General features: G+C 59.3%; 18 protein-coding genes. 15 read left to right on the forward strand and 3 right to left on the reverse strand.

Going from position 1 to position 23,634, the window contains the following annotated elements; genetic code table 11:
- Positions 1-337: 337 nt before the first annotated feature.
- Positions 338-1,093, forward strand: coding sequence for a bestrophin-like domain (locus ACVIGB_RS33685; RefSeq protein ID WP_456719431.1), 756 nt, complete (start codon positions 338-340; stop codon positions 1,091-1,093).
- A 379-nt stretch (positions 1,094-1,472) separates the two neighbouring features.
- On the opposite strand, the gene ACVIGB_RS33690 is transcribed toward ACVIGB_RS33685, so the two are convergent.
- The gene (locus tag ACVIGB_RS33690) at positions 1,473-2,378 is read right to left on the reverse strand and encodes a LysR family transcriptional regulator (RefSeq protein WP_456719430.1); all 906 of its coding nucleotides are present in this window, start codon (positions 2,376-2,378) and stop codon (positions 1,473-1,475) included.
- 114 nt (positions 2,379-2,492) lie between these two features.
- On the opposite strand from ACVIGB_RS33690, the gene ACVIGB_RS33695 reads away from it, so the two are divergent.
- The 5 genes from ACVIGB_RS33695 (at position 2,493) to ACVIGB_RS33715 (ending at position 7,317) form a co-directional block, all read left to right on the forward strand.
- Positions 2,493-3,389 (forward strand): sterol desaturase family protein, encoded by an 897-nt coding sequence (locus ACVIGB_RS33695; protein ID WP_456719429.1) that lies wholly within the window; start codon positions 2,493-2,495, stop codon positions 3,387-3,389.
- Positions 3,390-3,626: 237 nt separating this feature from the next.
- Positions 3,627-3,824 (forward strand): (2Fe-2S)-binding protein, encoded by a 198-nt coding sequence (locus ACVIGB_RS33700; protein ID WP_456719428.1) that lies wholly within the window; start codon positions 3,627-3,629, stop codon positions 3,822-3,824.
- A gap of 84 nt (positions 3,825-3,908) precedes the next feature.
- Positions 3,909-5,354: a coniferyl aldehyde dehydrogenase gene (locus ACVIGB_RS33705; protein ID WP_456719427.1), complete on the forward strand. Its 1,446-nt coding sequence runs from the start codon at positions 3,909-3,911 to the stop codon at positions 5,352-5,354.
- A gap of 650 nt (positions 5,355-6,004) precedes the next feature.
- On the forward strand, positions 6,005-6,685 hold the full coding sequence (gene fabG / locus ACVIGB_RS33710; RefSeq protein WP_456719426.1) for a 3-oxoacyl-ACP reductase FabG: 681 nt from the start codon (positions 6,005-6,007) through the stop codon (positions 6,683-6,685).
- A gap of 341 nt (positions 6,686-7,026) precedes the next feature.
- The gene (locus ACVIGB_RS33715) at positions 7,027-7,317 is read left to right on the forward strand and encodes a helix-turn-helix domain-containing protein (protein WP_456719425.1); all 291 of its coding nucleotides are present in this window, start codon (positions 7,027-7,029) and stop codon (positions 7,315-7,317) included.
- A 34-nt stretch (positions 7,318-7,351) separates the two neighbouring features.
- Here the strand turns inward: ACVIGB_RS33715 and ACVIGB_RS33720 are convergent, their stop codons facing one another.
- A complete protein-coding gene (locus tag ACVIGB_RS33720; protein ID WP_456719424.1) occupies positions 7,352-8,155 on the reverse strand; it encodes an LssY C-terminal domain-containing protein in 804 nt (267 codons plus the stop codon).
- Between the two features lie 685 nt (positions 8,156-8,840).
- On the opposite strand from ACVIGB_RS33720, the gene ACVIGB_RS33725 reads away from it, so the two are divergent.
- From ACVIGB_RS33725 to ACVIGB_RS33735, 3 genes are all read left to right on the forward strand, one after another.
- Entirely contained in the window at positions 8,841-10,019 is a 1,179-nt protein-coding gene (locus ACVIGB_RS33725; RefSeq protein ID WP_456719423.1) for a helix-turn-helix domain-containing protein, read from the forward strand.
- Between the two features lie 826 nt (positions 10,020-10,845).
- Complete coding sequence (locus ACVIGB_RS33730) at positions 10,846-11,262, forward strand: hypothetical protein (RefSeq protein WP_456719422.1); 417 nt, start codon at positions 10,846-10,848, stop codon at positions 11,260-11,262.
- Between the two features lie 144 nt (positions 11,263-11,406).
- Entirely contained in the window at positions 11,407-11,850 is a 444-nt protein-coding gene (locus ACVIGB_RS33735; protein WP_456749388.1) for a helix-turn-helix domain-containing protein, read from the forward strand.
- Here ACVIGB_RS33735 and ACVIGB_RS33740 read toward each other — a convergent pair.
- Entirely contained in the window at positions 11,841-12,119 is a 279-nt protein-coding gene (locus ACVIGB_RS33740; protein ID WP_456719421.1) for a hypothetical protein, read from the reverse strand. The genes ACVIGB_RS33735 and ACVIGB_RS33740 overlap by 10 nt on opposite strands.
- A gap of 343 nt (positions 12,120-12,462) precedes the next feature.
- Between ACVIGB_RS33740 and ACVIGB_RS33745 the strand changes: the two genes are divergently transcribed.
- From ACVIGB_RS33745 to ACVIGB_RS33770, 6 genes are all read left to right on the forward strand, one after another.
- Positions 12,463-13,419, forward strand: a complete 957-nt coding sequence (locus ACVIGB_RS33745; protein ID WP_456719420.1) for a helix-turn-helix domain-containing protein — start codon at positions 12,463-12,465, stop codon at positions 13,417-13,419.
- 188 nt (positions 13,420-13,607) lie between these two features.
- Positions 13,608-15,329 (forward strand): arylsulfatase, encoded by a 1,722-nt coding sequence (locus ACVIGB_RS33750; RefSeq protein WP_456719419.1) that lies wholly within the window; start codon positions 13,608-13,610, stop codon positions 15,327-15,329.
- Positions 15,330-15,554: 225 nt separating this feature from the next.
- Complete coding sequence (locus tag ACVIGB_RS33755; RefSeq protein WP_456719418.1) at positions 15,555-16,589, forward strand: HAD family hydrolase; 1,035 nt, start codon at positions 15,555-15,557, stop codon at positions 16,587-16,589.
- A 256-nt stretch (positions 16,590-16,845) separates the two neighbouring features.
- Complete coding sequence (locus tag ACVIGB_RS33760) at positions 16,846-17,769, forward strand: formylglycine-generating enzyme family protein (RefSeq protein WP_456725018.1); 924 nt, start codon at positions 16,846-16,848, stop codon at positions 17,767-17,769.
- The gene (locus tag ACVIGB_RS33765) at positions 17,766-19,475 is read left to right on the forward strand and encodes an arylsulfatase (RefSeq protein WP_456719417.1); all 1,710 of its coding nucleotides are present in this window, start codon (positions 17,766-17,768) and stop codon (positions 19,473-19,475) included. The genes ACVIGB_RS33760 and ACVIGB_RS33765 overlap by 4 nt, the downstream gene beginning before the upstream one ends.
- A gap of 746 nt (positions 19,476-20,221) precedes the next feature.
- Complete coding sequence (locus ACVIGB_RS33770; protein ID WP_456719416.1) at positions 20,222-23,461, forward strand: ABC transporter substrate-binding protein; 3,240 nt, start codon at positions 20,222-20,224, stop codon at positions 23,459-23,461.
- Positions 23,462-23,634: the final 173 nt, after the last annotated feature.

Raw genomic sequence — 23,634 nt, forward strand, 5'->3', positions numbered from 1 at the left:
GTGGTCGTCGTCGTGACGCTGGCGCGCGCGGGCGATGGTCTCCGGAACGAACGGCTGGCGGTGCCCGCACGATCCGCAGCGCAACGGCTTGTCCGCTAGGCTGCAGTCGCAGCGGCTGGGTGCCGGTGTAGCCACTTTGGCGCAAGCGGACGGGCCACGAATGGGCGAATGGCGGCAGCAAGCCCCATGACCGTATAGGTTCAACGTGTCACGCTGTCACGGTTGCATAACGGTCAAAGGCGATCCGAGTTGCGGCTGGTCTGGTCGTTTTGCGCTTAGGCAGCGTAAACTTTTCACGATGGCAAACGGCCAATCAGCTCGCAGTCGAGGACACACCATGGAAAGCTTGGCGCATTATCCTTTTTTTGTGTTCGTACTTACTTTCGTTTTCCTGTCGATTGCCACGATAGCCGGTGCCTCCTTGCACAGGCGATGCCCAACTGTCACGGCAGATCATAAAGACGATTTGGGCGTCATTCTTGCGGCCACACTGACACTCTTGGCGCTGATCATAGGCTTTAGCTTCGCGATGGCCACGAACCGGTACGAAGAGCGCAAGAGGCTTGAAGAAGCGGAGGCCAGCGCGACCCGTACTGAAATAGCGCGAGCCGAACTATTGCAGCCAGTAGAGGCCGAGAAAGTACGCAAGCTGCTGAGAGAATATGTTGATCAGCGCATATTGTTTTATGACATCAGGGACATTTCGCGACGGGCGCAGATAGCTCAGCGCACCAGCCAACTGGAGGGCGATCTCTGGGCTCCCATCCGCGAAGCTGCGGCGGCGCAACCAACGCCTGTGGTCGCCCTCATAGTCGCCGGCATGAATGATGTGTTTAAGGCTCAGGGCGACGCTCAGGCAGCAGAGTGGAACCGAATTCCTATTGCTGCATGGCTCTTAATGGCAGCAATCGCTTTGTGCTGCACGGTGTTGTTGGGCTATCGTGCGCGATCTTCTATGCGACTGGCTCTCGTCCTTCCGCTCGTGGTCGCAATCTCGTTCTTTTTGATCGCCGATATCGACGCCCCACGTCACGGTCTCATTCATGTCGGTCCGGAAAACCTTGAAAGTGTGGCCCTTGGGCGTCCGCAGTAGACGACTGGTCCGCGCGGTATTGCATCCCATCGGTTTCGGCGTCCTTCTGAGGGCGCCCCCAAACGTGCGGGGAGCGCGCTATCCCGGAACCTGAGCGTATTTGTAAAATGCATCGCACCTAAATTTCATGGAGATCGGGAGGATACGGGCTGGCCAGATGGCCAGCCCTAGCCATCCGCTTGCTCGATTCGGATTTCCATACGGCGGTCGATCATTCGCCGGCGCAGCCGGGCAAGAGCGGTCTTAAATTTTCGATGAGAGCGCCAGCCTCTCGTTTTTCACCGGCTACCGGCTCCGTCCTGACATCGGCTCCGTCTGACATCGGTCCTGACATTTCACAAACATCCGCACCGAACCATGCGCCGGTGCTGTAAGGCGCCTACACGTTGATCTCGCCCGCGGCCCGCACAATCGCTGAAATGGCTGCTTTGGCTGCCGGCGACGAGGTTCTCCCTCGCAAACGCACAATGCCCGTGGTCGACGTCGGCGATAGCCAGCCGTGCACGATAAGTCGGACGAGCGTCCCGGATTCCAGCTCCTCCCGTACCGCCGCGGTCGTCGCACCCAGAACGGTATCCGTGGTCAGCGCGACCGTCTTGAGCATGCCATAGTTGTCGCACTCGAGCGCAATGGTGGCCTCCTGGCCCTCAGGCAGGCCCAGCAGGGCGGCCAGTTCCACCTTTGAGGGGCTCAGTAGCTTCGGCACCGCGAGACCGTACGCCCAGACTTCCTGCAGCTTGTGCTCGCGGCCGGCTAGCGGATGGCCTGCTCGCACGTAGAGGTGGGCCGGTTGCCCCCCGATCAGCTGGATGTCCAGCGTGGCATCCCTGGGCATGTCGCGCACATCGGCGGCAAAGAACTCGATGTTCTCGGAACGCAGGCTCTCCAGCAACTGCAACCAGTTGCCGACCTCCATGCGCAGCGCCACCTGCGGATGCTCGCGGCGCAGCGCCACAAGCGCGCGCGGCATCAGGGTGGCCGTCAGCAGCGGTCCGACACCGAAGGGCGTGTCGCCGAGCTGGCTGTCGCGGTAAAGATCTACGTCGCGCAGCAGGCAACGTGCCTCGAACAGAAGCTTGCGCGCTCGCTCGATGACGAATTCGCCGGCCGGCGTGGGGCGGACATCACCAACGTCGCGTTCGAACAGGCGGATACCTAGGTCGCTCTCGATGGCCTGGATGCTGCGGCTAAAGGCCGGCTGGCTCAAGTGGACGGCTTCGGCGGCGCGGGCGAAATGCCGAGTGTCGGCAAGCGCGACGGCGTGGCTCAGGCGGCGCAAATCCATGGTGTTGCTCTCCATGCATTAGAATGATGTGGATTATGCATTGGACGCATCCTGACCGCACTCCTAATGTCGCGCTCACAACGCAAAAGATGAGAGCGGTAGGAGACGCCCCACATGAGCTCGCAACTGCAATACCTGCTGATCGGCGCCTGCATCCTGGGCTTTGCCGCCATGGAGTTCATCACCCGGCGCTACCAAGCCCTCGTACGCGGCAACGCGACAGCTAACGACACCTGGCTCGAGGTGCTCATGTTCGTCAGCCTGATCGCCATCACCCAGCCGATCGCACTGCTGAGCAGCAACGCCTTGTGCAACTGGCTCATGCCCGCGCAGCACAACGCCTGGGCCAACCTACCGTGGTGGGCCATGGCCGGCTTGCTGCTGATCGGCGATGACCTCACGCAGTACCTCTGGCACCGCGCCTCGCACACGCCGCTGCTGTGGCCGCTGCACCGGGCGCACCACAGCGCGGCCTACATGAGCGTGCGCATTACCTACCGCAACAACTTCTTCTACTACCTGATGATGCCGGGCCTGTGGATCGGCGGCGTGGCGGTGTACCTTGGTTTCGGCCCGGTCTACGCGGCGTACCTGGTGATCAAGCTGTCGGTCATCCTGGGCGCGCACTGCGCCTGGGCGTGGGACGCGCCGCTGTACCGCATCCGCGCGCTGCATCCGCTGATGTGGGTGCTGGAGCGCACTATCTCCACGCCGGCCACGCACTGGGCGCACCACGCTCTTACCAACGAAGATGGCATCGGCCACTACAAGGGCAACTTCGGCAATCTGCTGTTCTTCTGGGACGTGCTATTCGGCACGGCGCATATCACGCGCAAATATCCGGCCAAGATCGGCCTGCAGGACGACATTCTTTTTGGCCCGGAGCGCTGGACGACGCAGATGTTCTACCCGCTAGTCCACTCCAAGCGCGAGCATTCGGCGCTGCGCCCCGGCGGCTATGGCTTCACCGAAGCCGACCTACAGACCGAAGCTAACGAGGAGGCCGCGTGAACGACCGCGCCAGGCGTGCTGGTTTGCTCCCGCCCGTGTGGGTAGCGCAATCGAGGCGCAGCAGCAGGCGTTCGCGATGCCTCGGAAGGAGCTAAAATGCGTAACCATCTAGTCCGCGAGCGGCCTCTTTGCCACGCCGAGATGACCCGAATGGAAACCATCATGCTTGCGGCTGGGCGGAGCACCGCGCTTGTGGCGGTCTTCATCCGATTCATTGGTATTGATTAGGAGAAGGCGATGATCGTCTGTTCTTGCAATGTGTTCAGCGACCATCAGGTGCGGTCATTGGTCGTAAAGGAGGCGCGACGGCCCCGTATGAGCGAGGTGTATGCCTGCCTCGGATGCAGCGCCCAGTGCGGCCGCTGCGCTCATGCTATCAAGCGGATCGTGGATGAAAGGCCCGGCTCCGCTCATGCGAACGCAAGCATGCACTAACTTGGAGTTGATGCAGTCACGGTCACACGCGCCCTCGTTATTTAGCTGGGAGGACACGCGAAAAACCAAGAGAAAGGGAGCATCATGAACATGCCTGTCAATTCCCGTTCGATCGACATTCCCACTGAATTCCAGTCCTGCTTTGACAAACAGCGTGCGGCTTACCTGGCGGCGCCGGAGCCATCCTATGCTCAGCGCATAGCTGACTTGAAGTCGCTGACGCGTCTTCTGAAGGACAATAAGGACGAGCTGGTGGCAGCGATCAACGCCGACTACGGCAACCGGTCTGAATTCGAAACCCTGTTCGCCGAATATTTCGTTGTCCTGGAGACCGTCGCCGACGCAGTCAAACATTTGAAGAAGTGGATGAAGCCGCAGCGCAGACACGTCGACTTCATGACCTATCCGCTCGCGCGAAATCGTGTCATCCCGCAGCCGCTCGGCGTTGTCGGGGTCATCGTTCCCTGGAATTTTCCGCTCAATCTCAGCTTCTGCCCGCTCGCAGCGATTCTGGCGGCCGGCAATCGAGCGATGGTCAAGATGTCAGAAAATTCAGACACGCTCGCCCAGGTTCTGATGCGCGTTTCCCCAAAGTATTTTCCGATCGAGAAGCTTGCCTTTTTCGAGGATGGCGGCGGACGAGGACCGGGATTCTCGTCATTGCCCTTCGACCATCTGCTGTTCACGGGATCCGGTTCTACTGGTCGCTCGGTCATGGCCAACGCGGCCCGCAACCTCACCCCTGTCACGCTTGAACTGGGCGGCAAGGCACCTGCGATTGTTGGGCCTGACTTCCCGGTCAAAACAGCGGCGGAGCGCATTCTCTGGGTGAAGATGTTCAATGCCGGTCAAATCTGTACGAATGTCGACTACATGTTTCTGCCCAGAGGAAGTGAGGACGAGTTCGTCCGCCATTGCCGGCGACTGTTTGCCGACCGCTTCCCGGACATCAACGGCCAGGACTACACGTCGATCATCGATGAACGGTCTTTCACGCGGCTGCAGGCGACGCTGGAGGATGCCCGTACAAAGGGCGCGCTCCTGGTCAATCTTGCGGAACAGCAGATTCCGGACGCGAAGCGTCGCAAATTTGGGCCGCATCTCGTGCTAAATCCGACGGAAGACATGATTGTCATGCAGCGCGAGATCTTTGGCCCGATCTTGCCGATCAAGACGTATGCAGATCGGCAGGAGGTTGCCGACTATATCAATAGTCACGACCGCCCGTTGGCGATCTATCCATTCACTCACAATGCCGAGCTACGCGACTTCTACATCTCGCGGGTCATGTCGGGTGGCGTATCGGTCAATGAAGCTCTCCTGCACGTCGGCCAGCACGACCTGCCTTTCGGTGGAGTCGGGGCGAGCGGCATGGGCCACTACCACGCACGCGAAGGGTTTAACACCTTTTCAAAATTGCGCCCGGTCTTCTACCAGGGCCCTCTCTCGCCGATCCAAATGCTATTTCAGCCGCCCTACGCCGGCCGCGCAATGAGCGTCCTGCAGACGATGATCAAATGGAAGACGTGATGTGTGATGTGAGCATGTCTGGGTAAGCGAACATGGTGAAGAGCCAATGGAGGACCCTGCGTCAATGCGCGACGCTCAAAGAGAAATACGGCGCGTATGCCACTTTCCAAGATACGTGATGGTCGAAAATCCGTCGACCGCCATGAGCAAATCGGCCTCCGCTACGGGTCGAGATCTTCCACGATCGGATCAGCCTCTTCGCGACTGAAGCGCAAGCCAGCCAGTTCGCGCACCGCCAGACGACAAAGCGCGGACCGCGTTCTTATGGATATGGGATTTTGGCGTCCGCCCGCTACTACCATGGCCGAAGAAGGGAGACCAACTCAGGTCGTCGCGTCGCCGGGCCTGGAGATGGGGATGATCAGAGAGCAATGAGCAACCCTGGAAAGTGCAACAAAAGGTCTCGTGGTTGCAGTCAGCATAGCGCGACCTTGTTCCTCAACGTCCAACGCAGCGATAGCGCAGCAAAGTTCGCCGCCATTTCGTCCGAGAAAATTGCCCAAGCCTTAGCAGACGCTGGATTTGTATCGGCGTTCACTCTCCGTATTGTCGCGGTCGATCTCAGCAGGGGTGGCGCAACGTTGCAAATGAAGCTCTCCTAACCATAGCGGCTGCGGCCTCGATTCATTCTCATTCGCGCGGAGAACACCATGAAGGATAAAGTCGTTGTCATTACAGGCGCGCTGGGCGCGCTTGGCAATGTGGTCGCTGAGGAAGCCCTTTCGCTGGGCGTGCGGGTCGCCGCTATCGATCATGCTGACTCGCAGCTCGCGGCAACAGCCGAGCGGATCGAACTCGGCCGCATCGATTTGACTGATGCAGCACAGGCGAAAACAGCGATCGATGCCGGCGCCGCTCATTTCGGCGCGATCGACGCGCTGATCAATGTTGCCGGCGGATTTACCTTCGAGACCGTCGCCGATGGCGATTCCAAGGCCTGGCAGCGCATCTATGCTCTGAATGTCGAGAACGCGCTGAATGCCTCGCGCGCGGCGATCCCGCATCTTCTCAACTCGCGGGCAGCCCGCATCGTCAATATCGGCGCGATGGGCGCTTTGCAGGCCGGCTCGGGCATGGGGCCTTATGCGGCGTCGAAGGCGAGCCTGCACAAGTTGACGGAGTCACTAGCTGCCGAGTTGAAAGGCAAGATCACCGTGAACGCAGTGCTGCCCTCGGTCATCGATACCGCGGCAAACCGCGCCAGCATGCCGAAGGCCGATCCTGCCAAATGGGTGAGGCCGACGGAACTCGCCGATGTCATCCTCTTCCTGGCGAGCGATGCCGCCAGCGGCGTCACCGGCGCGTTGCTGCCGGTCAACGGACGGGTCTGAAAACGCCGCTACCAGCTTTCGAAGCACGGTACGAAACCGAATGCTGGGCTTGCCTGCCAGCGCGGTGGCTTCGCATGCCCCACTCTCGCCGTCATAGGTGCCGGAAAAACTGATGCCGACCTCACGCCTACCGAGACCGGACGTTCGCCATGTCTCGTCGTACGTTCGCGGTTGATTACCAGCCACCACTCCAAGTGCAGTGCCATCAGCGCCGGTAGGCGCACCCCGACCCTCCCCGGTCGCCCTTGCCGAACGCGAAAACAATCTCCGAAGCATCGGCGTCCACGTTGCGGAGCCAGGATGCCGAGTAAACGTCGACGGCTTGTTTTGCGTCGCACCATGTGCAGGCACGTCTTCACCGTTGGCTGCTGCGGGCGAGCGAGCTGGCGGGCCCGACACTCTACTTTTCACCCAAGAAGACCGGAGAAATGCTCGGGGTCAGGCGAACCAGTGTGACTGTCGTCGCGCATACCCTTCAGTCTGCTGGCCTGATAAAATACGCCCGAGGGAAAACATCAAATCATCGGGCGCTGGGACCTGCAGGACAAAGTTATGCTGATGGGTCGAGGTTCTGCAAGTGTACAGGTCTCCATCGGAGGCAAGAGAGTCTTCGAGCGTTAGCGCCCGCGTGACCAGGATCGACCCCTGCCGAAGCTGCGACAAACGTCATTGAGCGACTTGTCGGCTGATTCCGTGCCAAGCTTGGTCCTTGAGGGCAATCAGGGTCGGAGGCGGCAATTCGGCTGGCGGTTGGGTTCTCCTGGCACCGTTCACGACCAGGCGGGCGACGTCGATTTCTCCGTCTGTGTAATACGGGTCGCCTTCTCCATTTCGACCGAAGAGGGTCGGTCCTATTCCGGAAATCTGGAAAAACGCCTCGACCATGCCAGCCACCCTCAGGTCATGCATCAGCAGGTCACGTTCAGCATCAATATCCGGTCCGATATGATGGGTGACTTGCCCCGTGTCGTGGCTTAGTCCGACACCACGATCGAAGGTGATCGACCCGAGCCAAACTGGGCGACCATCCGTACCTTTTTCAAGAACCTGCCACAGCCGGACATGGTGCCGCCGATCGGCGCTCCTGCCGTCTGGCTTCTCGAAAGCAAGCTGTTCCTTTTTCCCTTGATAGTAGAGCGGACTAACGGGAGCGTCCCGGTATGGCCGGTCAAGCATGACGCTTCCGATGATTTCGATGCTCGTCCTCAACGTGATCGGATCGGCGGGAAACCATTCAGCCGCATTCATGGCGCGAATGACGTCTTCCTTGCCGCCGACAAGCCCGACGTTCAGGGCGTCGCCCGGAATGCCGGCAGCGGTATGTGTCACCATGGGCAGATTCGTCAAATCTGGCTCATGCTCATGGTGGCTCCACATCGCAGGCAACACGAGGTAGGCCGATATGAAATAGACGATTGGCACGGCCCCGAGAATGATCAGCCAACGACGGCGTTTTGCGGATCGTTTCATTTGAAGCCATCCCCGCTATTGCTAAGAAAGGCGTTTTGGCGCGACCCAAGTCAGGACTTAGGTGAACGTTACCTCCCAGTGCGGATGGCGCGCTACCGGATCGTATGAGGCATTTTCAATCAATCGACTATGCAGAAGCGGCCGGATAGCAGAAGATTCCGGGATGGGACTCCGCTCTTTCGGTCGCCTGATGTCAATTTCATCGACGGCAAATCAGCCAAGCCCGCCGGCATCAACAATTCCATCCGCCGCCCCATCCGGTCGCCGCGCATGCAATTCCGTCGGCGATCTGTTGCAGTAGAGTGTTACAGAGGTCTCGACGCCGTTGTGGACGCGGCTACCGTAGACAGGGTGGACCTGATCGAAGTGAGAAGGATGGAAGGCGATCTTTCCGGCCGTCAGATTCTTGATTGTGAGAGGAACGCGCAATGCGATGAAAATCGTCAGTACCCAAGAGCTCGCTCGCCGTCTCTTTTGCTTTGCACACGCATAGGTTTTATGTCAGGTTCCCGACCTATTGGGGAACTGTTTGTCCCTGAGTGAAGACGCCACTATCGATTGCAGTCCAGGCCATGACCGGATCAGGTCTTTCGTCCCCGGAGCAAACCGCCAACGACCTCTTATAGAATTTGGACGCCGCTCTTCGCGCGGCAAAACAATTTTCCAGTTCGGCAAGGAGTGTGGGATGCCCTTCACCAACTCTTTCGTCTTTTCCGATCCGTTGCCGTATCAGGCAGCTCTGCGCATCTCCGATTTGGAAGTCATTCCCACGTGCACGGGTAAGTTTCGGGCAGAGTTAACGCAAATCGACTTGGAAAAGCTGCGGATGGAGCGCGGCCATGAGAATCTGCCGCATGTCGTCGCTGGGTCCGCCAAGCCCGGTCGCAAAGCGATTACGTTCCTCACCGGGGAACAGGTGATGGTATACTGCGGCCATGAAGTCGTGCTCGGTGACATTATCATCCTGAGGACGGGTTCCCAACATCAACGAAACGGGGCGAACCGCCACTGGGGATCGATGTCCCTGACGCACGACGACTTCGCGGCGGCTTACGCGGCCATAACCGGTCGCGAAAACCAGGAAGCAACGCTCAAGCTTGTTGTGCGACCGAATTCTGACCTCATGTGGCGCCTGTTGATGGCGCATGAGATGGTTGGACAAATGGCGGAGATGACCCCCGATGTTCTTGCGATACCCGAGGTGTCGCGTGCTCTCGAACAACAGCTAATCCAATTGATGATGAGATGCCTGGACGAAAGCGAGTCGTCAGAAGTGACGGCCGGTAGTCGCCGCCATGATCTGATCGTCGCGCGGCTCGAGGGCTTCCTGCAAGAGAATCCCAACCGGCCGCTGTATTTGATGGAGATTTGCACCGCGATCGGTGTCGCAGAGCGAACGCTCCGGGCCGCCTGCGAAGAACATCTGGGAATGGGCCCGATCCGCTATCTTTCTTTGCGAAGAATGCATCTGGTGCGCCGCGCGCTCTTGAGCGCGGATCCCTCGACCGTTACCGTCACGCGGGTTGCGACCGACCACGGCTTCTGGGAGCTTGGCCGATTCTCAGTTTCTTATCGCAACGTGTTTGGCGAATGTCCCTCGGAAACGTTGCGCCGGGGCGCGAAAGACAGGCCCGTATTGTTGAAGCGGCCTTCGCTGCTGGCTGCGCGTCACCCACCGCTAGGCCCTTCGAGTGCGGGTTTATCTGCCCCGAGTCGCCGTTTTCGCATAGGCGACCTCGCTCGGCCCAGCTCAACCCATGCGCAGCCTAATCATAAAAGCTTCGGCTTAACGGACGAACTGAGCCGGGCGGATGGACCAGGCCAATCCGATCGCAAGCTGTTCGGGGTTAGAGCGATCAAATGAGTCTTGTCTCACAATAACGTAGTCGTTTGGAGCGTTGCGCGGCACGTTGGTGTTGCCTGCATTGTGAGCAGTCGCATGACTGGTGTCGGAGGCTTTGCCGAATACGATCGTCAGGAGCACCGCGTTAAAATACAAAGTATGGCGAGCATACGTATCGTGGTCATCGGGAAGGCCACACCCGATTGAAGGCAACTATTCCGATGATAGCAACGCGTCGACTGAAGCGAAAGCGCATTATCAACGCATGCATTGCACGTTTGCCGCCGTATCCGGAATAAGTTTCATTCTGTAAGTTGCGTTCTCGCACTTCAGAACCCAAACCGCTTGATCGGGCCTTGATCGCTTCGGATCCCGTACAGCATTGAGCGCGTTGCTACAGGGATATCCTTGGCTACGTATTTGCGTCGCAAGCATGTCTGCAGTCGTCTCCTGCGCTGCGCACCCTCGATCATCCAGAGCGGTTGAGTATGCGAGGCAAGCGGCAAAAACCACATGTCGGTACATCGAACCCTCGCCTTCATCGCGTTCAGATAAGGGACTGAGAACTGGGCCGCTGGGCATGCGGCCACCAAAACCTATGAGTTGACTATGCGATTTCGGCAGAAGTTGAGCCAATAGCCAACAGGCATCAATAGGGCATTTGCAGCCGGCTTCCGCTGATTATCTTCCCCACGAGTTTATCGTGATTCAGACAGGTCGGACGAACGAGCTGGCCAAAACTGCCTGAGAAAGCTCCTTCCAAGCGACCCCACCGCAAGGTAGGGTTGATGTCGCTTTTGGGGCGTCAAACCCGAGCGCTGGGCGAAGCGGACGAGACTCGGTGGGAATGAAAATGCCTTCGAGCCAGATTTTCGCGTTTAGAGATACGTTTCTCTATCAGGCGGCTATTCGATCTGCGGATTGGGAGATACTTCCGACGACCAAAGGAGAATTTCACGCGGAGTTGACGCAGATCAATTTGAACAAACTCTGGATGCAGCGTCTCCACGAAACATTACCGCAAGTCCAGGTCGGCACAGTGAGACCGGGGCGCAAAGTGATTGGCTTCCTCACCGACGTACATCAGCGAGATATGCAACATCGCGGCGCGAACATTTCGCACTGTGAAATAGTTACCAACTCCGATGTGATGCACATAAGAACCGCGGGTAACAGCCGCTATGGCGGAATGTCTCTGACTGATGATGACTTTGATGCAGCGTGCCAAGCGCTAATGGGCGGCAAGTTTGAACCTTCTCCCTAAAAGCACGTCGTTCGGCCCAGCCCTAACTTGATGACGCGATTGCGGACGTTGCATGAGATTATCGGGCGAATGGCCAGGGCGACACCCGACATTCTAGAGCTGACCGAAGTGGCTCGGTCCCTGGAGCAGCAGCTAATCCACTTGATGGTCAGGTGCCTAACTGAGGGCGAGCAGCCCGAGATAAGCGGCGGCGGTCGTCGTCACAATATAATTGTTCTGCGGTTGGAAGAGCTTTTGGAAGCAAATCCCGACCGGTCGCTATACCTGACAGAAATCTGCGCGGCTCTTAACACGGCGGAGCGGACGCTCCGTGTCGCCTGCGTGGAGCATCTGGGAATGGGACCGATCCGGTATCTCTCCCTGCGAAGAATGCATCTGGTACGCCGCGCACTATTGCGCGCAGATCCCGTGATGACGACCGTCACGCGGGTCGCCACCGACCACGGCTTCTGGGAGCTTGGCCGATTTTCAGTCTCTTATCGAAACTTGTTTGGGGAGTCTCCCTCGGAAACGTTGCGCAGGCCGGTGCAAGACAAGCCCGAACTGCTGAGGCGCCCATCGTCGCTCGCGGGCGTTACCTACCAGTAGACACTTGAAGGCAGCGCCACGACGGATTGAGCTGCCGTTTTCGCATAGTCGATATTGCTAGGTCCGGCTTGGATGGCGCTGCACAGCGCGGGCTGTTGGCTGACGAATAGGAAGAGCACAGTGACATCAACGGCAATCCACGCTCCGAGGGGCCGGCCAAATCCTGCTTCTGAACGGACGAGCGGATACAGATCGCCTACTTCGTGATGCGGTGCTGCGTCGGCGTCGCATCCGTGGCTGCCGTAGGCGAAATCGCGAATGTCAGCCACGTATTCCAGCCAGACGGCCGATTAGCCGCATCGAATTCGCCGTAGTTGAAGTTTAGATATCCCTGCATGTGGCCAACGGGAAAAATATATCCGATCGTGCGGGCCCACGACCAAAACCCGGGATCTGAAACCATCAAGCAGAGGATTTCCGCCCGTATCGTCCGAGACTTGCTGGTGCGGCTCGCTGCAAATCCTCCAAACCCCGAAGGGGGAAACAGAACGCGGTCCCGGAAAGCACCTTCAGCTTCCGAAGTTGCATAGCCGGATCGCCTCTGATCTTCCATCCTGCACGTTCGGCCATTGCGGTTCGCGATGACGGCACGCATCGAATGAGACGGCCTGGATGGCGGAGCACGGCACAGCCACGTTTGCCAGTCCCGAAGACTACAGCGCCGCAATTGGAGCTGCGAGGCTCAGTCTCTTCGTCACCGCCGGGGGAGACTTCAACGGGCGACTGACGTGGTTGAATTTGGGCGGGCTGCACGTGCTTCGCGGGCGGGAGAATCTCCCGCGCATCGGCTTTCTTGTGTTGCCGCCGGCCCAGGCGATCATCTCGTTCCCCGCGAGCGGAGAATCGTCCTTTGCGTATTGCGGGCTTGGCTTGGATTTCGGCGATGTCGTATTCCATGGTCTCGGCGAGCGCGCGCATCAGCGGACCGATGCAGAAGGCGTTTGGGGGCTTATATCGCTTCCGCCTGAGCAGTTCGCGGCTTGCAGCAGGGCCCTGACCGGGCAAAGCATCAGACCGCCATCGCAAGGCCAGGTCACGCGGCCCGCGCGCGATGCCGCAAAAGGCTTGCTGGGGCTATTTTCAAAGGTGTGTCGGCTCGCTGAAACCAACCGTGCGCTAATCGCCAATCCGGAGGTTGCGCGAGCCCTCGAGCAAGAATTGCTTCACGCGCTTGTCAATTGCCTGACAACCGGCGCTACCGCCGAAAGCCCAAGACGGAGACGACGCCACACCGATGTCATGATCCGGTTCGAGGAAGCCTTGGCCGCTCGAAGCGAGCCGCATTTGAACGTCTCGCAGCTCTCCGCGGCAATCGGCGTGCCCGAACGAACCCTGCGACAGTGCTGCGCCGAATTTCTGGGCATGAGCCCGACCCGGTACTACTTGTTGCGCCGCCTGAACATGGCGCGCGCGGCATTGCGGTGCGCCGATCCGAAGACGGCAAGTGTGGCGGCGATCGCGCGCGACCATCAATTCGTTGAGCTCGGACGCTTCGCCGTGGCTTACCGCGCCGTGTTCGGCGAAATGCCTTCGTCAACGCTGCGCCGCGCTAGATCCAAAACGGAATGATCTGAAAGGTTTCTGCCGAAGTCGCATAGCGCACCCTACGCGTCGCTAGGAAGATCGATATCGACAGGAAGCGGACGGCCACGGCGATAGCCGTCGGCAAAAATGATCTGTTGCCTGCAACCAAGCGCCGGAATCCGAAGGATCTTTCCTAACACGCATCGCGATTCGCAATCGGAGGAGCTGGAGTCATGAACATCAGTAAAAGCTTAAGAAGCATGCTGGTTTCAAGTGTTGCCTTGGCAGCAATAAGCCTGCCCGCAATGACCCTGACGGCATCCGCCCAGGCGCCGGCCGGCAAGCCGAACATTCTTTTCATCATGGGCGACGATATCGGCATCATGCAGCCGAGCATCTATCATCGAGGGCTGATGGTTGGCGAGACGCCAAACATCGACCGCATCGGAAACGACGGCGCGCTCTTCATGACATATTATGCCGAGCAGAGCTGCACCGCTGGGCGCAATGCCTTCTTCACCGGCATGCATCCGCTTCGCACGGGCATGATTCCCCCGCAACTGCCCGGCAGCCCGTCCTGGCTGCGGCCTGGCACCCCCGCCGTCGCCAAGTTCTTGCTCGACCTCGGTTACAACACCGGTGAGTTCGGCAAGAATCACCTTGGCGACAATCCCGAGGCGCTACCAACTGCGCATGGTTTCCAGGAGTTCTGGGGGTATCTGTACCACCTCGACGCGATGCAGGGCGTGAGCTTCCCCGACATCAACAAGAGCCCGACCGTGCAAGGGATCGCGCCGCCGTGCAAAGCAACGCCGGTCCCGGGTCTCGCCGACGTGCCCGGCGCTGTCGACCCGCGGACAACGACCTGCCTGACGCCGCCGCGGCCGGTGCTTGCCTGCAAATCATCGGACGGCTCGCAAGCGAACCAGACCTGCAAGGACGAAGGTCCCTTGACGCTCGACCGATCACGAACTGTGGACGAAGAAATCTCGGCGAAGGTCATCGACTATCTTGATCGCAACGATCCCAAGAAGACCAACAAGCCGTTCTTCGTTTGGTATAACCCTGCCCGCATGCACATTACGACCGTGTTGCCCCCCAAATACGAGGCGATGATCGGCGAGCCCGGCGGCAAGGACTGGGGCCTCAACGAGGCCGGCATGAAGCAGATGGACGACAATATCGGCTACGTCCTCAAGAAGCTCGAGGATATGGGCCAGCTCGACAACACCATCATCGTCTTCACGACAGATAACGGCGCCGAGAACATCACCTTTCCCGATGGTGGCACCACGCCCTTCAAGGGCGGCAAGCTGACCACCTGGGAAGGTGGCATGCGCGCTCCGCTGGTCGTTCGCTGGCCGGGCCACATCAAGCCGGGCACGGTCAAGAACGAGATGATGTCAGCGCTCGACTGGCTGCCGACGCTGGTCGACATCGCCGGCGGGCCGAAGGGCGACGCTTTGAAGAAGCAGATCGAGGCCGGAAGTTATCCCGGCATCGTCAAGACCACGCTCGACGGCGTCGATCAGCGCGCCTATCTCGAAGGCACGGACAAGTCGGCGCGCGAAGTCTTCTTCTACTACACCGGCGCGCAGCCATCGGCGGTACGCTACAAGAACTGGAAGATGTACTACACGATGGTGCCGGACACCGGCACCGGCGGGTTGTTCGGAGCGCAGAGCTTCCATTGGACGCAGGTCGCCAACATCAAGCGTGACCCATTCGAGCAGACAGTCGGCTCCGATGCCAAATCGCTGCTGGGCTATGCCGGTTCGATCGGCTCGCCGAGCACAGCCTATCTCTACGACTGGAATATCCTGCCCCTCGGCCAACTGCTCTGGGAAAAGGAGCTCTTCTCGTACAAGGACTTCCCTCCGATGCAGGCGCCGGAGACCTATAACCTCGACGGCATCCTCGCGGAAATGAAGAAGGCCGGCCACCAGAGCGAATGACTTCGACGTCCGAACAAGGTGGTCGGCTCCAACGAGCCGGCCGCTTCACTGCCAGACATAGCGGTTGTCCTCGTCACCTCTCGTCACGGGCTTTCCGCGGACTCATTAAGCCGAAGGCTTTCCGCAAAGGCCAGGTTCATTCTCGGTCGAGGCAAGCCCTAGAGAAGCTGAGGCTGCTCCCGTCAAGCAACTAAGCGGCATGTGCCGGAGCAAATGGAGACGATCATGAAGCCAGTCACGAGATCTCCTCACTTTAATCGCCGCGTCCTTCTCTCTTCGCTGGCGGTGCTTCCGTTGCTTTCAGCCTCACTTCACTCCAGCGCGGCGATGGCACGAGCGCAGCGCGATGCGCTGCCTTCCTGGAATGACGGCACCGCCAAGGCGTCTATCCTCGACTTCGTCGAGCGCGTCACGGAGCACGGCGGGCCGTATTTCGTGCCACCCGATCAGCGTATAGCAACCTTCGACAATGACGGCACGCTTTGGGTCGAGCAACCAATGTATGTGCAGCTCGCCTTTGTGCTCGACCGCGTGAAAATCATGGCTCCGATGCATCCGGAATGGAAAGACAAGCAGCCGTTCGCGGCGGTGCTGGATGGCGACCTGAAGGCGGTGGCGGCTTCCGGCGAAAAGGGCCTGGCCGAACTGGTCGCGGTCACGCATGCCGGCATGACAACGGTGGAGTTTGAGACGATCGTCACTGACTGGCTTGCGAACGCGCGCGATCGCCGCTTCAGACGACCTTACACCGAGTTGGTGTACCATCCGATGCTGGAGTTGCTTGCCTACCTGCGGACGAACGGCTTCAAGACCTTCATCGTGTCAGGCGGCGGCATCGAGTTCATGCGACCATGGACGGATTCTGTCTACGGCGTCCCTCCGGAGCAGGTTGTCGGATCGTCGATCAAGACCCGATATGAAATGCGTGACGGTACCCCGACTCTATTCCGCCTTCCTGAAGTCAACTTCGTCAACGACAAGGCAGATAAGCCGATCGGTATCAACGAGCGTATAGGCCTCCGACCGATAGCAGCCTTTGGTAACTCTGACGGCGACCTCGAAATGCTGCAATGGACGACGCTCACCGACGGCGCTCGGTTTGGCCTAATCGTCCGCCATACCGACGCCGAACGCGAATATGCCTATGACCGTCAATCAGATTTTGGGAAACTGGACGTGGCGCTGGACGCCGCGGCAGTCAACCGGTGGACGGTGGTCGACATGAAGAGGGACTGGAAGCGGATCTTCGCCTTTGAGTAAGGACGGAAACCGCGAAGCCCGGTGACGGCGCCAATGCAGTGTGGAGCGTATTTCGATCGCTCAACGCGACGCATGGTGAAACTTTGTTGCCGCAGTCGGCGGGCCCCTTGCAGGATGGTAGTTTTGCCGAAACTGCATAGTGCGAGAGGCCGCGATGCGGCAATCTGATGGTCGCTGTGGGTCGGGGTTTGTAATGAGTTTCACCAGTACGAAATATGCCCGAGGGCAAGCGGTCGAGCGCCCCGCAGACGAGGGAATGGTTTATATTCCGGGCGGGACTTTTCGCATGGGATCGGATGGGCACTATCCGGAGGAGGCGCCGGCGCACCGGATTGTCGTGGACGGGTTCTGGATAGACCGAACGCCCGTCACCAATCTTGAATTCCGGGAGTTCATCAACGCCACCGGCTACGTGACCTTCGCCGAGTTGACACCCGATGCAAAGGACTATCCGAACGCATTGCCGCACATGCTGAAGGCCGGCTCCCTCGTCTTCACACCGCCCAAGCAAGCTGTCGACCTGCGCTATTGGGGCGAATGGTGGACGTTTAGATTCGGGGCCAGTTGGCGTCGTCCCTATGGACCGCACAGTAACCTCCGCGGACTCGACGATCATCCGGTCGTGCACGTCGCCTATCGTGACGTGGAAGCCTATGCAAAGTGGGCCGGCAAGGAATTGCCGACCGAGGCCGAATGGGAATTCGCCGCACGCGGTGGCTTGGATGGCGCCGAGTTTGCCTGGGGCGACGAACTGATGCCCGGCGGCAAGCATATGGCGAACACCTGGCAGGGCAACTTCCCGCACGAGAATCTGGCGACCGACGGGTTCGAGCGGACTTCGCCGGTCACAGCGTTCCCGGCCAATGGTTACGGTGTGCACGACATGATCGGCAACGCTTGGGAGTGGACCACCGATTGGTACTCGGCGAAGCACGAGGCCGATGCGCCGAAGGCGTGTTGCATTCCGGAAAACCCGCGCGGTGGTCCGGAGACGGCAAGCTACGACCCACGGGATCCGAAGATCAGGATTCCACGCAAGGTGCTCAAGGGCGGCTCGCATCTTTGCGCTCCCAACTACTGCCGCCGTTATCGTCCGGCCGCGCGCCATGCCGAGCCGATCGATACGTCGGCCAGCCACGTCGGTTTCCGTTGCATCGTCAGGAAGAGGAGTACGTCATGAGCAGCGACAAGATTCCAGAAAATTCCGAGACAAGCGCCACGTCATCCAGCACAGGTTTGAAACGTCGCGATCTGTTGCTCAGCGGTAGCTCTCTTGTCGCAGCTTCGGCGTTTTCGGCTGCCGGACTGACAAGTCCCGCAGAAGCGCAACAACCGACCGCGGCGCCCGCGTCGACCGGCCAGCGGCCCAACATCGTTGTCATCATGGGTGACGACATCGGCATGTGGAACATCGGCGCCTATCACCGGGGCCTGATGGCCGGCCGGACCCCGAACTTAGATAAGCTCGCCGCTGAAGGCATGATGTTCACCGACTACTACGCCGAGGCGAGTTGTACGGCGGGACGCGCCAACTTCATCACCGGCGAGTTGCCGATTCGAACCGGCATGACCACGGTCGGTCAGGCCGGCGCATCCACAGGCATACCGGCACAGGCAGCAACGATCGCTACCGCACTTAAGGGAATGGGCTACGCCACCGGGCAGTTCGGGAAGAACCACCTTGGTGACAAGAACGAATTTTTACCGACGGTGCATGGCTTCGACGAATTCTTCGGCTATCTCTATCACCTCGACGCGATGGAGGACCCCGCACATCCCGGCTATCCGCAGGAGCTGCTGAACACCGTCGGTCCACGCAACATGCTCCATTGTTATGCGACCAATGTCGACGATGCCACCGTGGACCCACGCTGGGGCAAGGTCGGCAAGCAGAGGATCGAGGACGCCGGCACGCTCTATCCCAAGCGGATGGAAACCGTCGACGACGAAATCCGTGACCTCGCCCTGAAGTTCATCGACAAGGCCAAGGCCGACAACAAGCCGTTCTTCCTGTGGCTCAATCCGACCCGCATGCACATCGTCACCCATTTGTCGCCAAAATACGAGGCGCTGCGCAATTCCAAGAACGGCTGGACCATCCATGAAGCCGGCATGGCGCAGCTCGATGACGACGTCGGCATCGTGATGCAGAAACTCAAGGACATGGGCGTCGATGACAATACCATTGTAGTTTTCACGACCGATAATGGCACAGAGGTCTTCACCTGGCCGGACGGTGGACAGACGCCGTTCGCGCAGAGCAAGGGCACAGTCCTGGAAGGTGGGTTCCGTGTACCCTGCATGATCCGCTGGCCGGGCAAGGTGCCGGCCGGCAAGGTTGAGAATGGTATCATCTCCGGGCTGGACTGGTTTCCGACCTTTCTCGCGGCAGCCGGTAACCCGAACATCGCCGAAGAGCTGAAGAAGGGCAAACAGATTGGTGACACCACCTATAAGTGTCACTTGGACGGCTATAACCAGATGGACATGATCACCGGAAAGGGCCCGTCGAACCGGCACGAAATCTTTTATTTCGGCGAAAGCGAGCTTGGTGCCGTGCGCATCGACGACTTCAAATATCGTTTTATCGACCAGCCTGGAGGCTGGCTGGGTGAAAAAACCAAGCCCGATGTGCCCTATTTGATCAACCTTCGCCTCGATCCCTTCGAGCGCACCGGCTGGCCAAATAGCGGGACCAAGGAGGGTGCCCAGCAATACTTCGACTGGTTCAAATACGAGTTCTGGCGTTTCGTGTTTGTCCAGCAGCAGGTGGAAAAACTGGCCATGACGGCGATCGAGTTTCCGCCGATGCAAAGGGGCGCAAGCTTCAATCTCGATGCCGTGAAAGCGAAAATCGCAGCAGCCCAGGCAGCCATCGCCAAGTAGGTACGCTGAAGTTCATGACGGGTGCCCAAGCCGGGCGTCCGTCATGACGAGCGTCTCGCCCCAACATGCTTGCAGGCTGCAAACGAGACCAATGCCGCTGCCGAAAGAATTTCGCGTGGCGGGCGAGGCAAACGAGCTGAGTAATCAACGAAGCAACAAACGCAAGCCGCCTGATTGATGCGCGACGAGCCATATGCCGGTGAGACGCCATCACTGAACCGATGACCATTCAGGTGCGTTGTGCAGGGAGGAAACTAGTTATGAGATCGAACAACGCCGTTTGCGCTCTCTGCGCAGTGCTTCTGTCATTGCTTTCGCCGGTCGCTAGTATGGGAACACTTGATGCACGCGACACCGATTTCGCCTCACGCTTGTTCGCGGCGGCTCAGACCGACAAGCGGCAATGCGCAAACACCTGTCGTGCACGATATCGCGATTGCGTGGCCAAGAAACAAATACCAACCAACGAATGTCGGGGCGTTTACCAGGATTGCACGCGTTTCACTTGTAACGCTGTCCAGGGATAACCGACCTGCGGTTCAAGCGACGCGATGAGCCGCTGATAGCTGATCACGGCCAGGCCCAACGGTACTGACGCGCGATCGCAAGCCGTTTCTGCTTGTCCAAAAGACCCAAACTCGAAATGATCTGATCCGCGTGGGGCTGCATTCGCAATTCAATACCGTCGACGGCTCTAAACTGTTACAGTTCAAGGATTGCGCAAGGCATGTCCTCAGTGGGGTCCGATGCGACAGCGCGAGTTCATCAAACGCTTGGGCGGAGCAGGGGCAGCGTGGCTGCTCGCCGCGCTTGCGCAGCAGCCGACCATGTTGAGACAGCTGGCATTGGCCGTTTGCCTGATCCTGCTCGCATCGCATCCTGCCGTTGCGCTCGATCCAGTGTCCTTGCAACTTAAATGGAAACACCAGTTCCAGTTTGCCGGCTACTACGCCGCACTGGAGCAGGGTTTTTACCGCGACATTGGTCTCGATGTAACGATCCGCGAGGGCGGTCCCGATATCGACGCCGCCGAAGCGGTTGCCGGCGGCCAAGCGGATTTCGGCGTCTGCACCTCCAGCGTCCTGCGCGAATGGGTGATGGGCCGCCACCTGGTCGTGCTGGCCGTCATCTTCCAGCAGTCCCCAGCCATCATTCTGGTGCCGCGCCGGGCCGACATCAGAAGCGTCTCGGACTTGCGGGGCCGCACGCTGATGGACACGCCGGGCAGCGATGAAATCGCTGCCATGTTGAAGCACGAAGGTGTGGATTATGCGGCGATGCCGCGCATTGACCACCGGGGCGATCCACGCGATCTCCTGGCCGGCAAGGCCGACGCGATGGTCGCCTACAACACCAACGAGCCATTCGTCCTTGAACAGCTCGGCGCCGCGTATCGCACATTCTCGCCCGCGGCGTATGGGATCGATTTCTACGGCGACAATCTGTGCACCTCCGAAGCCGAGGTGAAGGCCCACCCAGAACGTATGGCGGCATTCAGGACTGCGAGTCTGAAAGGCTGGGCCTATGCGCTGGCGCACAAGGAGGCGACGGTCGATCTCATCCTTAAGACCTATTCGGCAAAAAAGAGCCGCGAGGCCCTGCTGTTCGAAGCTGCCCACATGGATACCCTGGTCAGGGCGGGCCCCGGCCGGATCGGTGAGCAGGATGCTGCCCATTGGCGACTCATCGCCACGACCTATCACAAGCTCGGGCTGCTGGCTGACGATACGCTGCCCGCGGGACTGATGTGGACTGGCGAAGACGACATCGAAGGGCACTGGCTGATCGCAGTTTTGTTTGTGGTTGTCGGATTGGCGATTATGGCGCTGGCGTTGTACCGAAGCCGCTCCCTGCGGAGGGCACTAGCCCGGTTCGGAGCATTTCCGCCGGTCGCCACGATAGGGCGGCCGAGGCTGAGTTTTGTCATGTCGTTGCTGTTCATCTGCCTCAGCATTCCCATTCTCATTTTCATCCTGATCTACAATTACAACAAGAATTCCGCCGGCATGGTATCGATCCTGAACGATGCGGTCGCGCAGACCAGCCGCTCCGGCGTCGAGCGCGCCGAGAACTTGATTGACAGCACCGAAACCCCGTTGCGCTTTCTCGCCGACGTGGCCGCCGCTGATCCCGGCTATTTCCGCATCGAGCAAAGCAATGATCTGTTGTACCGCGCGCTGACCTCAGCAGCGCATATCGACGCCGTCTATGTCAGTTTCGAGGATGGTTATCATAGGGTCGTCACCCGCATGGACGACGATCGCAGACGTAACGACCCCCGTATTCCGGCGGCTGCAAATTGGCACGCCAGCTATATCGATGCGATCACCTTTGCGCTCTCGCGGGTTCGGCATCGCAAATTTTTTGACGTCTGGCCGCATTTAATCGGCGGGTACGATGTTGCAACCGACTTGGACATCAGGACCTTACCCGGCTATCAGACGGCCAAGACGACACGGACCCTTGCGGTGACCGAGCCCGCAATCAATCCCGACACCGGATTCCCCATTCTCTACTTGCGCGTTCCAATCTTCCATGGCGTCGATTTTCTCGGCTGCGCAACAGCTAATATCACCATGGACGTGTTGTCGCGGTTTCTCGACAAGCACCGCGCCAGCGCGCACAGCGTCACCCTGATCGCCGACCGCAATAGCGGCGAGATCATCGCCTTCCCGTATATGCAGAAGAGCGTGCGCGTCGAGAACGGCAAACTCAAGATCGCGACCCTGACCGATATCGACGATCCGGATGTCCGTGAGGCTTCTCGCCGACACGCCGGTGCCGATACCGACAGTTTCGTTTTTCGGTCCCCTGCAAACGGACGGGATCTGATTGCGGCCTTCGCCAATTTCCCGGATGGCTTTGGCCAGCCCTGGCAGGTGATCACCTTGACGCCAATCGACGATTTCGTGGGGACGTTGAAGGCGACCAATCGGTTGATCATGGTGGTCATCATCATCCTCACCACGATCGAGCTGTTCTTCATCTATATCGCGGCCAGCCGGCTGTCGCGGCCAGTAGAAAACGTATCGCAGCAATTGCAAGCCATCGAAAGTCTGCAATTCGACGCGCCGGCATCGCGGCCATCCAACATCAGGGAAATCGCAAGGCTTGAATCGGCAGCTGCGCTGCTTCGCAACTCGCTGAAATCGTTTTCCTCCTTCGTTCCGCTCGATGTGGTCCGCCAGCTCATCAAGTCGGGCATTCCGCTGACCCTGGGCGTCGAGCCGCGGTTCCTCACCGTGTTCTTTTCCGACCTGGAGAATTTCTCCACACACTCGGAAACCCTGGCCCCGGACGATTTGCTGGTGCAGATCTCGACCTATCTCGAGCAAGTTTCCGGCGCGATCATGGTAGAAGGCGGAACCGTCGACAAGTTCATTGGCGACGGTGTCATGGCGTTCTGGAATGCTCCGATTCAGTGCCCCGACCATGTTCTGCGCGCCTGCGCGGGCGCGTTGCGAGCGGCACGGCGCATGGAGCGGGTGAACGATAGCTGGGAAGCGGAAGGACGGCCGCGAATCCGCATCCGGATCGGGCTCAACTGTGCCAACGTATTGGTCGGCAATGTCGGCTCCTCGGCCCGGCTGAGCTACACCGCTTTGGGGGATGGCGTAAATGTCGCGGCGCGACTTGAAGGCATTAACAAGCAGTTTGGCACAACCATCTGCATCAGCGACAGCATCTATGACCAAGTAGGGGCCGAGATATTGGCGCGACCCTTGAAGCGGGTTCAGGTCAAGGGCCGCAAGACCGAGTTCATGATCTTTGAATTGCTTGCCTTGCGCACCAGCTCCGATGCGGAGCTGAGGGCTCGCGACCGGGACGAGCAGCTCTGTGCAATGACGCGGCTAGCTTCGCAATGTTTCGAGGCTGGTGATGTTGCGGCAGCGCAGCGGGCTTATCACTCTGTCCTTATGGCCTTTCCCGGCGATCCCGTGGCCAAATTCATGCTGACGGAATGCGAAGAGTGCCGTGCTGGTTGATTCCGCCGGTGGCGACGGCGTTTAAGAAGCAATTTCAATACGTTACGGGGGCGGCGGTGAGCCTGGCGGCTATTGCGGCGGCGCTCTGAGCAAGTTTCATTCTAGGTTCCCTCCCTCCGCCACCGCTCGATTCTGCACGCCAGATTGCGATCTCGCGCGATTTCCTACGACCC

Source organism: Bradyrhizobium sp. USDA 4341 (genome assembly GCF_054063755.1).

What these genes read in the sequence shown, in the direction of transcription:
- ACVIGB_RS33700 (WP_456719428.1), top strand. Translation starts at nt 3,627, where the DNA reads ATGATCGTCTGTTCTTGCAATGTGTTCAGCGACCATCAGGTGCGGTCA.
- ACVIGB_RS33730 (WP_456719422.1), top strand. Translation starts at nt 10,846, where the DNA reads ATGAAAATGCCTTCGAGCCAGATTTTCGCGTTTAGAGATACGTTTCTC.
- ACVIGB_RS33690 (WP_456719430.1), bottom strand. Translation starts at nt 2,378, where the DNA reads ATGGATTTGCGCCGCCTGAGCCACGCCGTCGCGCTTGCCGACACTCGG.
- ACVIGB_RS33745 (WP_456719420.1), top strand. Translation starts at nt 12,463, where the DNA reads ATGGCGGAGCACGGCACAGCCACGTTTGCCAGTCCCGAAGACTACAGC.
- ACVIGB_RS33685 (WP_456719431.1), top strand. Translation starts at nt 338, where the DNA reads ATGGAAAGCTTGGCGCATTATCCTTTTTTTGTGTTCGTACTTACTTTC.
- fabG (WP_456719426.1), top strand. Translation starts at nt 6,005, where the DNA reads ATGAAGGATAAAGTCGTTGTCATTACAGGCGCGCTGGGCGCGCTTGGC.
- ACVIGB_RS33720 (WP_456719424.1), bottom strand. Translation starts at nt 8,155, where the DNA reads ATGAAACGATCCGCAAAACGCCGTCGTTGGCTGATCATTCTCGGGGCC.
- ACVIGB_RS33770 (WP_456719416.1), top strand. Translation starts at nt 20,222, where the DNA reads ATGCGACAGCGCGAGTTCATCAAACGCTTGGGCGGAGCAGGGGCAGCG.
- ACVIGB_RS33695 (WP_456719429.1), top strand. Translation starts at nt 2,493, where the DNA reads ATGAGCTCGCAACTGCAATACCTGCTGATCGGCGCCTGCATCCTGGGC.
- ACVIGB_RS33750 (WP_456719419.1), top strand. Translation starts at nt 13,608, where the DNA reads ATGAACATCAGTAAAAGCTTAAGAAGCATGCTGGTTTCAAGTGTTGCC.
- ACVIGB_RS33760 (WP_456725018.1), top strand. Translation starts at nt 16,846, where the DNA reads ATGGTTTATATTCCGGGCGGGACTTTTCGCATGGGATCGGATGGGCAC.
- ACVIGB_RS33735 (WP_456749388.1), top strand. Translation starts at nt 11,407, where the DNA reads ATGGTCAGGTGCCTAACTGAGGGCGAGCAGCCCGAGATAAGCGGCGGC.
- ACVIGB_RS33765 (WP_456719417.1), top strand. Translation starts at nt 17,766, where the DNA reads ATGAGCAGCGACAAGATTCCAGAAAATTCCGAGACAAGCGCCACGTCA.
- ACVIGB_RS33725 (WP_456719423.1), top strand. Translation starts at nt 8,841, where the DNA reads ATGCCCTTCACCAACTCTTTCGTCTTTTCCGATCCGTTGCCGTATCAG.
- ACVIGB_RS33755 (WP_456719418.1), top strand. Translation starts at nt 15,555, where the DNA reads ATGAAGCCAGTCACGAGATCTCCTCACTTTAATCGCCGCGTCCTTCTC.
- ACVIGB_RS33705 (WP_456719427.1), top strand. Translation starts at nt 3,909, where the DNA reads ATGAACATGCCTGTCAATTCCCGTTCGATCGACATTCCCACTGAATTC.